The sequence below is a fragment of the Marinobacter sp. THAF197a genome (assembly GCF_009363275.1).
Classification (GTDB): Bacteria; Pseudomonadota; Gammaproteobacteria; order Pseudomonadales; family Oleiphilaceae; genus Marinobacter.
On the sequence record NZ_CP045324.1, the window covers coordinates 713,851 to 727,177 of the forward strand.

General features: G+C 58.4%; 14 protein-coding genes. 11 read left to right on the forward strand and 3 right to left on the reverse strand.

Translation table 11 applies throughout. The annotated features are described in order from the left end of the window. The first annotated feature begins 100 nt into the window (after positions 1-100). Positions 101-1,165, forward strand: a complete 1,065-nt coding sequence (hemE, locus tag FIV08_RS03265) for a uroporphyrinogen decarboxylase (RefSeq protein WP_152437323.1) — start codon at positions 101-103, stop codon at positions 1,163-1,165. Positions 1,166-1,451: 286 nt separating this feature from the next. After that, positions 1,452-1,820, forward strand: coding sequence for a PilZ domain-containing protein (locus FIV08_RS03270; RefSeq protein ID WP_152437324.1), 369 nt, complete (start codon positions 1,452-1,454; stop codon positions 1,818-1,820). A gap of 199 nt (positions 1,821-2,019) precedes the next feature. On the opposite strand, the gene radA is transcribed toward FIV08_RS03270, so the two are convergent. Together radA and ettA are read right to left on the reverse strand one after the other, a co-directional pair. Then, entirely contained in the window at positions 2,020-3,396 is a 1,377-nt protein-coding gene (gene radA / locus FIV08_RS03275; RefSeq protein WP_152437325.1) for a DNA repair protein RadA, read from the reverse strand. A 69-nt stretch (positions 3,397-3,465) separates the two neighbouring features. After that, positions 3,466-5,127, reverse strand: a complete 1,662-nt coding sequence (gene ettA, locus FIV08_RS03280; protein ID WP_061332377.1) for an energy-dependent translational throttle protein EttA — start codon at positions 5,125-5,127, stop codon at positions 3,466-3,468. 396 nt (positions 5,128-5,523) lie between these two features. Between ettA and glyA the strand changes: the two genes are divergently transcribed. The 8 genes from glyA (at position 5,524) to FIV08_RS03320 (ending at position 12,139) form a co-directional block, all read left to right on the forward strand. Continuing rightward, complete coding sequence (gene glyA / locus FIV08_RS03285) at positions 5,524-6,777, forward strand: serine hydroxymethyltransferase (protein WP_072678319.1); 1,254 nt, start codon at positions 5,524-5,526, stop codon at positions 6,775-6,777. Between the two features lie 73 nt (positions 6,778-6,850). Then, the gene (gene nrdR, locus FIV08_RS03290; RefSeq protein ID WP_058091276.1) at positions 6,851-7,369 is read left to right on the forward strand and encodes a transcriptional regulator NrdR; all 519 of its coding nucleotides are present in this window, start codon (positions 6,851-6,853) and stop codon (positions 7,367-7,369) included. After that, positions 7,366-8,481, forward strand: coding sequence for a bifunctional diaminohydroxyphosphoribosylaminopyrimidine deaminase/5-amino-6-(5-phosphoribosylamino)uracil reductase RibD (gene ribD / locus FIV08_RS03295; protein WP_152437326.1), 1,116 nt, complete (start codon positions 7,366-7,368; stop codon positions 8,479-8,481). Before nrdR ends, ribD begins: the two co-directional genes overlap by 4 nt. A gap of 63 nt (positions 8,482-8,544) precedes the next feature. Next, complete coding sequence (ribBA, locus tag FIV08_RS03300; RefSeq protein ID WP_152437327.1) at positions 8,545-9,660, forward strand: bifunctional 3,4-dihydroxy-2-butanone-4-phosphate synthase/GTP cyclohydrolase II; 1,116 nt, start codon at positions 8,545-8,547, stop codon at positions 9,658-9,660. Positions 9,661-9,708: 48 nt separating this feature from the next. After that, on the forward strand, positions 9,709-10,185 hold the full coding sequence (ribE, locus tag FIV08_RS03305; RefSeq protein WP_106693188.1) for a 6,7-dimethyl-8-ribityllumazine synthase: 477 nt from the start codon (positions 9,709-9,711) through the stop codon (positions 10,183-10,185). Beyond that, entirely contained in the window at positions 10,185-10,661 is a 477-nt protein-coding gene (gene nusB, locus FIV08_RS03310; RefSeq protein ID WP_072678316.1) for a transcription antitermination factor NusB, read from the forward strand. Before ribE ends, nusB begins: the two co-directional genes overlap by 1 nt. 3 nt (positions 10,662-10,664) lie before the next feature. Beyond that, the gene (thiL, locus tag FIV08_RS03315; RefSeq protein WP_152437328.1) at positions 10,665-11,615 is read left to right on the forward strand and encodes a thiamine-phosphate kinase; all 951 of its coding nucleotides are present in this window, start codon (positions 10,665-10,667) and stop codon (positions 11,613-11,615) included. Continuing rightward, the gene (locus FIV08_RS03320; RefSeq protein ID WP_152437329.1) at positions 11,612-12,139 is read left to right on the forward strand and encodes a phosphatidylglycerophosphatase A; all 528 of its coding nucleotides are present in this window, start codon (positions 11,612-11,614) and stop codon (positions 12,137-12,139) included. The genes thiL and FIV08_RS03320 overlap by 4 nt, the downstream gene beginning before the upstream one ends. Positions 12,140-12,188: 49 nt before the next feature. On the opposite strand, the gene FIV08_RS03325 is transcribed toward FIV08_RS03320, so the two are convergent. Continuing rightward, complete coding sequence (locus FIV08_RS03325) at positions 12,189-12,392, reverse strand: DUF6316 family protein (protein ID WP_058091282.1); 204 nt, start codon at positions 12,390-12,392, stop codon at positions 12,189-12,191. Positions 12,393-12,654: 262 nt separating this feature from the next. On the opposite strand from FIV08_RS03325, the gene FIV08_RS03330 reads away from it, so the two are divergent. Continuing rightward, positions 12,655-13,305: a DUF2057 family protein gene (locus FIV08_RS03330; protein WP_152437330.1), complete on the forward strand. Its 651-nt coding sequence runs from the start codon at positions 12,655-12,657 to the stop codon at positions 13,303-13,305. Positions 13,306-13,327: the final 22 nt, after the last annotated feature.

Consider the following 13,327-nt stretch of genomic DNA (forward strand, 5'->3'; position numbering starts at 1 on the left):
GCGGCTTGCTACGGGTAAGCCGCCCTTTTTTATTCGTATAAACGGGGTATCATTGCTCCCCATTATCTCTGACCATTTACCGACGAGAACGGGATACCATATGACCGAGCTGAAGAATGACCGCTTCCTGCGCGCCCTGATGCGGCAGCCTGTAGACCGCACCCCGGTGTGGATGATGCGCCAGGCGGGTCGCTACCTGCCGGAGTACCGCGCAACCCGGGCCAAGGCCGGCGATTTTCTCAGCCTGTGCAAGAACACGCCGCTGGCCTGTGAAGTTACCCTGCAGCCGCTCGAGCGCTATCCGCTGGACGCTGCCATCCTGTTCTCCGATATTTTGACCATTCCTGATGCCCTGGGCCTGGGCCTGTATTTCGAAACTGGCGAAGGTCCGAAATTCCGCAAAGTGATTCGCACCGAAGCCGACGTCGACGCCCTGCCGAAGATGAATGCCGAGTCGGATCTGGACTACGTGATGAACGCCGTCTCCACCATCCGCCGCGAACTCAGCGGCCGGGTGCCGCTGATCGGTTTCTCCGGCAGCCCCTGGACCCTGGCCACTTACATGATTGAGGGCGGCTCCTCCAAGACTTTCTCCGAAGCCAAGAAGCTGATGTATGGCCAGCCGGAAGTGATGCACCGCTTGCTGGACCACTTGGCGGATTCGGTGATTGATTACCTGAACGGTCAGATCAAGGCCGGTGCCCAGGCAGTGCAGATTTTCGATACCTGGGGTGGAGTGCTGAGCAGCTGGGCCTACGAAGAGTTCTCCCTGCGTTACATGAAGAAGATTGTGGATGGGCTGATTCGTGAAAGCGAAGGCCGCAGGGTGCCGGTGATCGTGTTCACCAAGAACGGCGGCCAGTGGCTGGAGTCTATTGCTGACTGTGGTGCCGACGCCGTGGGCCTGGACTGGACGACGGACATCGGCAATGCCCGCGCTCGCGTGGGCGATAAGGTTGCCCTGCAGGGTAATATGGACCCGGCGATGTTGTACGCACCGAAAGCGCGGATTCGCCAGGAAGTGGCGGATATCCTGAAGCGGTATGGCTCGGGTTCCGGGCATATCTTCAACCTGGGGCATGGTATAACGCCGGATGTGGATCCGGAGCATGCTGGGGCGTTCATTGAGGCGGTTGTTGAGCTTAGCGGGCAGTATCACAAATAGGTTCGAGTTTGTGCTTTGCTTACTCCTAGCCTGCGGGCTGTGGAGTAGGCAGGGTGGCGATAGGGCCTCCAAAAAAACGCTACGAGCTCATCCCTGAGCGCTTCGCTCCGGCCATCCATGGTCTCCGAGATTTTTTGGAGGCCCTATCGCCACCCTGCAGTCCAACGTTTCGGGAATATCTTAAGCCCTCGGGAGCGAAGCTCTCGTTAACCACTCCACGCTGTACTCCCTTTTATGTCCGGTCTATAGTCATAGAGAGTAATGACCGTCGAGCCGGAGCTGCCCCTTGTCTATCAAAACTTCCGAAAAACGCCGTTTCCATCGAATCAGTTTCGATGCGCCCTGTGAGCTGCATTGTCAGGATCAGGTGTGGTCAACCGAGGTGTTGGATATTTCCCTGAAGGGCGTTTTGGTCCAGCGGCCGGAAGGTTGGAAGGTTCCGCTGAACAAGCCTTGTGAGGTGGTGATTCACCTGAATGAGCATGAAGCCGCGATTGTGATGGCGGTGGAGTTGAAGCACGTGGAGGATCATCGGCTGGGATTTCGGTGTCAGTATATTGATCTTGAAAGTGCCACGCATTTGAAGCGGCTGGTTGAGTTAAATCTTGGGGATCAGGCGCTGTTGGAGCGGGAGTTTGCGCATCTGATTGACTGATGCGGATGTGTTTGCATTTCTCTGTTGGATTAGCGGTTTGCACGACTGATAGAGAGGGTGGTGTTGGGTGACCTTTCAAAAAATCTCGTAGGCCATGGATGGCCGGAGCGAAGCGCACAGGGATGTGCTCGTAGCGTTTTTTTGAAAGGTCACCCAACACCGCCCTAACTCCAAGCCTGGGAAGGCTGGGTGCTAGAGCCTAAAGTTCCTCTAAAGCCGAAAGAGCATCAGAAAGCTTGGTCACCGGAATGACCTTCATGCCTTCCACAGGCTTGCGCGGAACGTTAGCCTTGGGAACCAAAGCCCGAGTGAAGCCGTGCTTGGCTGCCTCGTATATCCGCTCCTGGCCATTCGGCACCGGCCGGATCTCACCGGACAGGCCCACTTCTCCGAAAATCACCAGATCCTGCGGCAACGCCCGATTCCGGAACGACGACACCACCGCCGACAACAAGGCAAGGTCCGCACTGGTTTCATTGACCTTCACACCCGCCACCACGTTAACGAACACATCCTGATCGGCTACATGCATACCGCCATGACGATGCAACACCGCGAGAAGCATCGCCAACCGGTTCTGGTCGGTACCCACGGCCACACGGCGCGGATAGCTGCCCTGGGCCATATCCACCAAAGCCTGGATTTCCACCAACATCGGCCTGGTGCCCTCCCAGACCACCATCACCACACTGCCGGGAGCAGCTTCCTCTCCCCGGTTCAGGAAAATGGCGCTGGGGTTTTTCACTTCCTTCAGGCCCTGTTCCAGCATGGCAAACACGCCCAGCTCATTCACTGCACCAAAGCGGTTTTTGATGCCCCGTAGGGTGCGGTAGCGGCTGTCGCTGGAGCCTTCGAGCAGGATGGAGCAGTCGATCATGTGCTCCAGCACCTTCGGGCCGGCCAGGCTGCCGTCTTTGGTGACGTGGCCAACCAGCAGCAAAATCGTGCCGGTTTGCTTGGCAAAGCGGGTGAGGAAAGCGGCGCTCTCCCGCACCTGGGAGACTGAACCTGGGGCGGATTCGATATCGGCCACGTGCATCACCTGGATACTGTCGATCACCAGAATGCGGGGCTTTTCCATTTCCGCCACCTGCATCAGCCGCTCCACGGACGTTTCCGAGAGCATTTTCAGGTCTTTGGTGGGTAATCCCAACCGTTTGGCGCGCATGGCCACCTGTTGCAGGGATTCCTCACCGGTGACGTAAAGCGCCGGGTGCTGCTCGGCTAGTTGGCAAACCGCCTGGAGCAGCAGGGTGCTTTTGCCCGCGCCGGGGTGCCCGCCCATCAACACTGCGGAGCCCTCCACCAGACCGCCGCCCAGCACCCGGTCGAACTCCTGCATGCCGGTGCTGATGCGGGCCTGCTCGGCCAAGCTGACTTCGTCCAGGCTTTTGACCTCGGATAGGCTGCCTGCGTAGCCCTCAAACCGGGCGCTGCGTGCACCCTTGCCGGGGCTGGAAACGCCGCGTACTTCGCTGATGGTGTTCCAGGCCTGGCAGGCCGTGCACTGGCCCTGCCACTTGGAGTAATCCGCACCGCACTCGGTGCATACAAAGGCGGTTTTGGCTTTGGCCATGGCAGAATTCCGTATCGGGCAAATCGGGGCGGGAGGAGCGAGCCGGCAAACGCCGGCTCAGTACCACAGTTACGCCAGCTTCTTGTACTTCATGCGCTTGGGCTGCATGGCAGATTCCCCTTTGCGCTTCTTGAAGTCGGCGTCGTAATCGGTGAAGTTGCCTTCAAAGTACACCACCTCACCGTCATCCTCGAACGCCAGAATGTGGCTGGCCACACGGTCCAGGAACCAGCGATCGTGCGAGATGATCAGAGCGGAGCCGGGGAAGTTCAGAATGGCTTCTTCCAGTGCGCGCAGGGTTTCCACGTCCAGATCGTTGGTGGGTTCGTCCAGCAGCAACACGTTGCCGCCTTGCTTTAGCAGCTTGGCCAGGTGCAGGCGGTTACGCTCACCACCGGAGAGATCGCCTACCCGCTTTTGCTGGTCGGTGCCCTTGAAATTGAAGCGGCCCACATAAGCGCGGGAAGGTGTTTCGTAGTTGCCAACCTTGATGATGTCGTTGCCGTCGGACAGCTCTTCCCACACGGTTTTACTGCCGTCCAGGTCGCGCATCTGATCCACGTAAGCGAGCTCAACGGTTTCGCCCACGGTAATAGTGCCGGAGTTTGGTTGGTCCATGCCGGCAATCATCTTGAACAGCGTGGATTTACCGGCACCGTTACCACCGATGATGCCGACAATGGCCCCGGGCGGCACGCTGAACGATACGTTTTCGTATAACAGGCGGTCGTCAAAGGCCTTGCTGATGCCTTCCACTTCGATCACCTTGCCGCCCAGGCGAGGTCCGGGCGGGATGTACAGTTCGTTGGTTTCGTTACGTTTCTGGAACTCCTGAGAGCTCATCTCCTCAAAGCGGGCCAGACGGGCCTTGCTCTTGGACTGGCGGCCCTTGGCGTTGGAGCGCACCCACTCAAGCTCCTGCTTGATGGCTTTCTGGTGCGAGGCTTCCTGCTTGGATTCCATTTCCAGGCGTTTTTCTTTGTTCTCCAGCCACTGGCTGTAATTGCCCTCGAACGGGATGCCGTGGCCACGGTCCAGTTCCAGAATCCAGCCGGCGACGTTGTCGAGGAAGTAACGGTCGTGGGTGATGGCGACCACAGTGCCGTCGTAATCGTGCAGGAAGCGCTCCAGCCAGGCCACGGACTCCGCGTCCAGGTGGTTGGTCGGCTCGTCCAGCAGCAGCATGTCCGGGCCAGACAGCAGCAGGCGGCACAGGGCCACACGGCGGCGCTCGCCCCCGGACAGCACTTTGACTTTCTGATCCCAGGCTGGCAGGCGCAGCGCATCGGCGGCCACTTCCATCTTGCGTTCGATATCGTGCCCGTCCGTGGCCTGGATGATGGCTTCCAGTTCGCCCTGTTTCTTGGCCAGGGCGTCGAAATCGGCATCCGGCTCTGCGTACGCGGCGTATACCTGGTCCAGTTCGGCCAGGGCGTTGTGCACGTGGGCAACGGACTCGTCGACGATTTCCTTGACGGTTTTTTCTTCGTCCAGCTCCGGCTCCTGGGGCAGGTAGCCGACATTGATGCCGGGCTGGGGCCGGGCTTCGCCGATGTAATCCTGGTCGACACCCGCCATAATACGGAGCAGGGTGGATTTACCGGAGCCGTTCAGGCCCAGCACGCCGATTTTGGCGCCCGGGAAGAAGCTCAGGGAAATGTCTTTCAGAATCTCCCGCTTGGGTGGTACCACCTTGCCCACGCGGTTCATGGTGTATACGTACTGGGCCATATTGGCAGAATCCTTATCCGAAATTCGCGTAGATAACAGAAAACACGACCGGTGTCTGGCTGAGGCCTTCGGGGTGGGCGATTCGGGATCCACAAAAACAGGGATGTTTTTGTGGAGCGTACAGGGACGTATTCACAGCGTATCCCGAATCGCCCACCCCGAAGGCCGTCACTGCCAAAGTCGACACCTTTGAATGTTGATCGGCTAAGGTATCTAAACCTATCCGGGATAGCAATTGAGCGAAAACCGGGATCCTCGATGTGCCGGTATCTGCGGACGGCATAAAGGATGATTTTTAACCCGCTTTCGGGATAGAATAGCGGCCCAATTTTTCAGGGGTTACGGCATGCACAGAGGCAGCGCCGGGCCAGCCATACAGACAGGGGCAGCACATCCATGTTTAATCGTGATATGAAAATCGCCGGTTTCGATGACGAACTTTGGAACGCCATGCAGGCGGAAGAGAAGCGTCAGGAAGCGCACATCGAACTGATCGCGTCTGAAAACTACACCAGCCCGCGGGTGATGGAAGCCCAGGGCAGTGTGCTGACCAACAAGTACGCCGAAGGTTATCCCGGCAAGCGTTACTACGGCGGCTGTGAGTTTGTCGACATTGCTGAAGACCTGGCCATCGCCCGTGCCAAGGAACTGTTCGGTGCTGCCTACGCCAACGTTCAGCCTCACTCCGGCTCCCAGGCCAACTCTGCCGTGTTCATGGCCCTGCTCAAGCCCGGCGATACCGTTCTGGGCATGAGCCTGGCCCACGGTGGCCACCTGACCCACGGTGCCAGCGTCAACTTCTCTGGCAAGATCTATAACGCCGTTCAGTACGGTATCAACACCGACACCGGCTTGCTGGACTACGACGAAATCGAGGCGCTGGCGGTTGAGCACAAGCCGAAGATGATCATTGCCGGCTTCTCAGCCTACTCCCAGGAACTGGACTTTGCCCGCTTCCGTGCCATCGCCGACAAGGTTGGCGCCTACCTGTTTGTGGACATGGCTCATGTGGCTGGCCTGGTTGCTGCTGGCGTGTATCCGGACCCGGTGCCACACGCCCACGTGGTTGCAACCACCACTCACAAAACCCTGCGCGGCCCCCGTGGTGGCCTGATCCTGGCCTGTGATGATGAAGATCTGCAGAAGAAACTGAATTCTGCCGTCTTCCCCGGCGGTCAGGGTGGCCCGCTGATGCACGTGATTGCAGCCAAGGCCGTGTGCTTCAAAGAAGCCATGAGCGACGAGTTCAAGGCTTACCAGCAGCAAGTGGTGAAGAACGCTGCGGCCATGGCCGAAGTGTTTGTTGCGCGTGGCTTTGACGTGGTTTCCGGTGGCACCAAGAACCACCTGTTTCTGGTCAGTCTGATCAAGCAGGACATCACTGGTAAAGACGCCGATGCCGCGCTTGGCAAAGCGCACATCACCGTGAACAAGAACGCTGTCCCGAATGACCCGCGCTCGCCGTTTGTGACTTCTGGCCTGCGCATTGGTACCCCCGCAGTCACCACCCGTGGTTTCAAGGAAGGGGAGTGTCGTGATCTGGCTGGCTGGATGTGTGACATCCTGGACAACCTTGAAGACGAAGCAACCATCAGCCGTGTGCGTGAGCAGGTAGAAGCGGTGTGTGCCCGCTTCCCGGTCTATGGCTAAGTGATAGCGTAACAAGACTGCCCGGGCGTTCTTGACGGAGCCCCGGGTTCTTCCTTTCCGGAGCATCTGAATTATGCATTGTCCTTTCTGTGGTGAAGCCGATACCAAGGTGATTGATTCGCGCCTGGTGGCTGAAGGTGATCAGGTTCGCCGCCGCAGGGAGTGTTTGTCCTGCCGGGAGCGGTTCACTACGTTTGAAAACGCTGAGCTGGTGATGCCGCGCGTGGTCAAGCAGGATGGAACCCGGCAGCCATTCGATGAAGAAAAACTTCGGGCAGGCCTGATGAAGGCGCTGGAAAAGCGGCCGGTCAGCATCGAGGAAATCGACGCTGCCCTGAACCGTATCAAGTACCGCCTGCGTTCCACTGGTGAGCGTGAAGTAAAGTCTATGCAGCTCGGTGAGGAAGTGATGACCGAGTTGCGTCAGCTCGACAAAGTGGCCTACGTTCGCTTTGCCTCTGTTTATCGCAGCTTTCAGGACATCAACGAGTTCAAGGAAGAGATTGAGCGATTGTCTCAGGGTAATGGTGAAACCGCGGCTGATGTGGCAAGGGCGTTGGCCGACAAGCAGTCCGGAAAAGGCAAGGCATGATTGCAGACCGTGACCGGGCGATGATGGCCCGGGCCATTCAGTTGGCCTGGCGTGGCCGCTATTCTACCCACCCCAACCCCCGGGTTGGCTGCGTGATCGCCAAGGGCAACCGCATCGTCGGAGAAGGCTGGCACGAACGTGCCGGAGAGGCTCACGCAGAAGTTCGCGCTCTGAGCCAGGCCGGCCAGGATGCCCGTGGGGCGACTGCGTATGTCACGCTAGAGCCCTGCAGCCATTATGGCCGAACGCCGCCCTGTGCCAGAGCGTTGATTGACGCTGGCGTGGCGCAGGTATTTGCCGCGACTAAAGATCCTAATCCGTCAGTGTCTGGCCGGGGGCTGGACATGCTCCGGGATGCCGGCATCAAGGTGACCGAGGGGTTGATGGCCGATGAAGCGGTTCGCTTGAACCCCGGTTTTATGAAACGCATGAATACTGGCCGGCCCTGGGTTCGCCTGAAAATGGCCGCCAGCCTGGATGGCCGTACCGCTATGGCCTCTGGCGAAAGCCAGTGGATCACCGGGCCCGAAGCCCGGAGGGACGTGCAGCGGCTGCGCGCCATCAGCGATGCTATCCTGACGGGAGTAGGCACGGTTCTGGCGGATGACCCATCGTTGACGGTGCGTCGGGATGAAATGGGGGAGATTGGTGATGCCACGGATCCCTCACGCCAGCCTCTGCGGGTTATTGCCGACCGGGACGCCCGCACACCGGCGACGGCGCGTATTCTCCAGGGGGGCAATGTTCAGGTGTTCTGCGCCAGTTCGGCACTGGCATCGGCGCCGGCGCAGGATCTGGCCGCGCTGGGCGTTAGCCTGACCGGTGTGGCCTGGAAAGATAATGGTGTTGACCTTGCTGAGCTGCTGGATGCCCTGGGCGAACTTGGCATCAACGAATTATTGGTAGAGGCGGGGCCAACCTTGGCCGGAACGTTCATTCGGGAAAACCTTGTGGATGAACTCTGGTTGTATCAGGCGCCGGTATTTCTGGGCAGCACCGGGCGACCAACCGCTCATCTGCCGCTTGAAACAATGGCTGATAAAGTGCAATGGAAAGTGCTGGATCGGCGTCAGGTGGGTGAGGATCAGAGGCTGATCCTGGCCCGCAGCTAATCATTCAATTCATTCCCTTCGGTCGCAGCAAGATGCGGCCAGGGTGACAGGGTGCAGAACCGTATGGCACTGAACAGCATTGAAGACATCATCGAAGACATCCGCCAGGGCAAAATGGTGATCCTGATGGACGATGAGGATCGCGAGAACGAGGGCGATCTGGTAATGGCTGCAGAACATTGCACGCCGGAAGCGATCAATTTCATGGCTCGCTTTGGCCGGGGCCTGATCTGTATGCCGATGACCCGAGACCGGTGCGAACAGCTTGGCTTGCCGTTGATGGTGCAACAGAATGCTTCCGGTTTCGGCACCAAGTTCACGCTGTCTATCGAGGCGCGTGAAGGCGTGACCACCGGTATCTCTGCGGCTGATCGCGCCCGCACGGTACAAGCGGCGGTTGCCCGCAATGCCAAGGCGTCAGACCTGGTTCAGCCGGGCCATATTTTCCCCTTGATGTCTGATCCTGGTGGGGTTTTGAGCCGGGCAGGGCACACCGAAGCCTCCTGTGACCTGTCGGCTCTTGCTGGTTGCGAGCCTGCCGGTGTGATCTGTGAAATCATGAATGACGACGGTTCCATGGCGCGCCGTGAAGACCTGGAAAGATTCGCAGAAGAGCATGACCTGAAAATCGGCACCATCGCCGACCTGATCCACTACCGCACCATGAATGAAAAAACCGTGGAGTGCGTGGAAGAGCACGACCTGGATACCGAGTATGGTCTTTTCAAGTTACGTACCTACCGAGACAACATTCAGGGTGCCACCCACCTGGCCATGGTGATGGGAGATATTGCCCCTGAAGAGCCTGTGTTTGTGCGTGTACACATCACCGATACCCTTCGGGATCTGCTGGGTGCACGTCGTAAGGACTCGCGCAGTTGGCCATTGCATCATGCCCTTGAGAAAGTGGCTGAGGAAGGGCGTGGTGTTGTGGTTCTGCTGAACAGCGCTGAAGACAGCTATAACCTGGAAGATCGAATCCAGGAATTCTACGACGAGGGCACAGCATCTGCCGGGAAAGGCAGTTCTGGCGTGTACTTCACCGTCGGAACCGGTTCTCAGATTCTGCGGGATATCGGCGTAGGCAAAATGCGCTTGTTGAGCCCGCCGGTAAAATTCTCTGCCATTTCCGGTTTCGATCTGGAAGTTGTGGAATACGTACCCTATACCCCCGAATGATAAACCCGGCTGCGGCTCTGAGTGCCGCAGCTCGCGAAGGAGCCCAAGATGGCAGATATCAAAGTAATTGAAGGTGATTTCACCCAGTGCAGCGGCCGTTACGCCCTGGTGGTTGGCCGGTTTAATGGTTTTGTGGTTGAAAGTCTTGTAGATGGGGCTGTAGATACCCTGTTGCGCCACGGTATTTCCAAAGATGACATCACCATCATCCGGGTACCGGGTGCCTATGAAATGCCGCTGGCAGTCAAGCGCGTAGCCGAAACCTCCGACTACGATGCCATCATCGCCCTGGGTGCGGTTATTCGTGGTGGTACGCCGCACTTCGAATACGTCGCCGGCGAAGCCTCCAGTGGTTTGGGCGCTGTCAGCCTGGAAACCGACGTGCCAGTGACCTTTGGCGTATTGACCGTCGATTCGATCGAACAGGCCATTGAGCGCTCAGGCACCAAGGCCGGCAACAAAGGCGCGGAAGCGGCCATTACTGCCCTGGAAATGGTCAGTCTGTTCAAAAAGTTGGGTGAGTAATGAACGAAGCGGGTGATACCTCTCCCCAGCCGGGGAAAACCGGCCAGCCCAAGGCTGGTGATCGGCGCAGGGCGCGGGCCCTTGCCATGCAGGGCCTGTACCAGCGGCACTTCAGCAAAACGCCGATCTCTGACATTGAAGCGGAGTTCATGGTCGATAATGACATGAGCAAAGTAGACATCATGTATTTCCGGGATCTGTTGCGGGGCATCCATCGGGAACAGGCCGAGCTGGACAAACTGATCGAGCCTTTCCTTGATCGGCCCCTGAAAGAGGTGGATCCGGTTGAGCTGGCGATTGTCCGCCTGGGCACCTATGAGCTGAAGCATCGGATTGATGTGCCCTACAAGGTGGTGATTAACGAAGGCATCGAGATGGCCAAGCGTTTTGGCGGCACCGAAGGCCACAAGTTTGTGAACAGTATTCTGGATAAACTGAGCCAGCGCCTGCGCCTGGCAGAGACTCGCCCGCGTTGATTCATGGGTGAATTCGAGCTGATCCGTCGCTTCTTTGTGCCCCTGGCCAACAAGGCCATGACAGATCAGCTTGTGCTCGGCCCCGGGGATGATTGCGCTATCCAGCGTGTTCCCGAGGGTCGGGATCTGGTCTTCTCAGTCGATACGCTGGTTGAAGGCGTTCATTTCCCTACTAACTATTCCCCTTTCTGTCTGGGATGGCGAGCGCTGGCGGTAGCCACCAGTGATTTGGCTGCCATGGGCGCGACACCTGTTTGCTTTACCCTTGCACTGACATTGCCTGAGGCGCAGCCTGAATGGTTGGCGGATTTTGCCCACGGGCTTGCTAAGGCCAGCGATGCTTTCGGGATTTCCCTGGCCGGTGGCGATACTACCCGGGGGCCGTTGGCGGTCTCCATCCAGGTACACGGTACGGTGACACAAGGCTCTGCTATCCGGCGCTCTGGCGCCCGCCCGGGGGACCTTATCTGCGTGTCCGGGCCTCTGGGTGCAGCAGGCGCGGCACTTGATTTTCTGGGGGCCACAGACCCCGGGGTGGACCAGCAGGCGATACTGGCGCGTTATCATTTTCCCGAACCGAGGTTAGTGCTGGGTCAGCAGCTGGTTGGCAGGGCCTCGGCGGCGATTGATATCTCTGACGGGTTGCTGGCGGATCTTGAACACATTCTAGAGCAGTCCGGTGTGGGTGCTGAGCTGGACGGCAATAACATTCCAATGTTGCCGGAGTTGCGCCGAATTAAAGGGGCTGCGGCGCTCTGTCTGGCATTGACCGCAGGCGACGACTATGAATTGTGCGTGACCATCGCGCCTGATCAGTACGCTGCCCTTGCACCGGAGGTGCAGGGTGGGTTGATTATTATAGGGCGCATTCAGCAGGAGTCGGGGCTGCGCGTGACGGGAGCGGAGATGACGGAATCACCCGCCGGATTTGATCATTTTGGGGGATCGGTTTGAAGGACGAAGATCTGATACATGAGCCAGACAGTCCAACGGCTATACTGCCACCGGGGTTTTTGCGACACCCGGTGCATTTTCTGGCCTTTGGCTTCGGCAGTGGCGCCATGCCAAAGGCGCCCGGCACCTGGGGGAGCCTGGCGGCGATACCGGTATGGTATACCTTCGCCTGGTTGCCGCCGGTTGCCTATTGGCTGGTGGTTCTGGCGGCTTTCCTGGTGGGTATCTGGTTGTGTGGGAAAACCGCAGCCGCGCTCAAGGTGCATGACCATGGCGGTATCGTCTGGGACGAGTTTGTGGGCATGTGGATCGCCCTTGGCCTGTTCCCGGACCAGATCTACGGTGTATTGATGGCGTTTCTGCTGTTCCGGCTGTTCGATGTGGTCAAGCCCTGGCCCATCAGTTGGCTGGATGCCCGGATGCCAGGAGGGCTGGGGATCATGGTGGATGATGTGGTGGCCGGATTCATGGCCCTGGTCTGCTTGTGGGGTATCGATGTATGGGTAATGCCCTTCATCATCTGAAGAACATTACCCTGCGGATGGGCCAGCCGGAGCTTCCTTTCGGCCAGGTCTAATGGAGTTGCTGTTCTTCCGGTAGCATCCTGACCACGTGCAGAAATCGTTTGAGGCCGATCTCAGCACGCTCCCGGGACGCAAAGGGACCGCTGTCAAAGCCTTCCCGGGTGGTGAAATACCATTTGCTGCCTACACAGAAAAAACGACTGCTGCGAAAGGGTGCCGGGCCTTGTTCCCCGGTCCTGCGCTGAGTGTCCATGGTTGCTCCTGAGCCCGCTTATTCTTTTCTTCTCGGGCAACGCGTTTTGTTTGCCGACCTGATTAAAATTAATCCAATTGCCGCTTAATTCAACAATTTTTTACATTCTTGTGATCGGCGTTGCATGAGCCCGGTAAAAATCTCCGGTGCTTGGCGCCCGCATATCAAAGCTTTGCTTGCTCCCCATGGCCTGGATGGTCAGAATGCGAGAGCGTGTGATCCCGTCATGGCCGCCCAGGCCTCTCAAGGAAAAGGAGATGAAATGAGTATGTGTCACGTTTCCAGGGTTTTCAAGTTGGTTGCCCTGATGCTGAGCGTTACCTTGGTAGGTTGTGCATCATCACTGACGCGAGTGGATGCCTGGCAGGGCGACCCCGAGGGGGCGGCGAACCCGGCAGTGTTGAAAGCCCCGGGTGAAATCCAGGTAGCTGCCATCAACGGCAGAAGCATGACCCGCTTCATGTTGGACGACCTGGCTCTGGACTACGGCTTGTTGCCCGGTGAAACCGAGGTCGTCTTTACCTACAAGACCATATGGGCCCGAACCGGGGTGGTGCGGGATGGCGAATCCAAAGTGCATACCGTTGAAAGCGAGCAACAAGTGGTGCGCTTCGATGCCCAGCCGGGCGCAGAGTATCGCTTCCGTTTTGACAAGCCGTCGTCGCGGCAGCAGGCTGAAGCCATGATGACAGGCTTTTCCGCAGCCATTATCGACAGTAATGGCGCGCTGGTGGCTGAATCCAGCAAGTGGGATGGGGCGTCAAAGGGCAGCGCTTCTCGCACGCCTTTGGCGGCATCTGGCGGTAGCGCCGGCAGCGAACCTGGCTCGACCACGCTGGAGCGCCTGAAAGCTCTGTGGGAAGACGCTACCGAGGAAGAGAAGCGAACCTTCCTGCGTTGGGCGTTTGAGTAATATTGTCGGCGGGCCGGGCGTT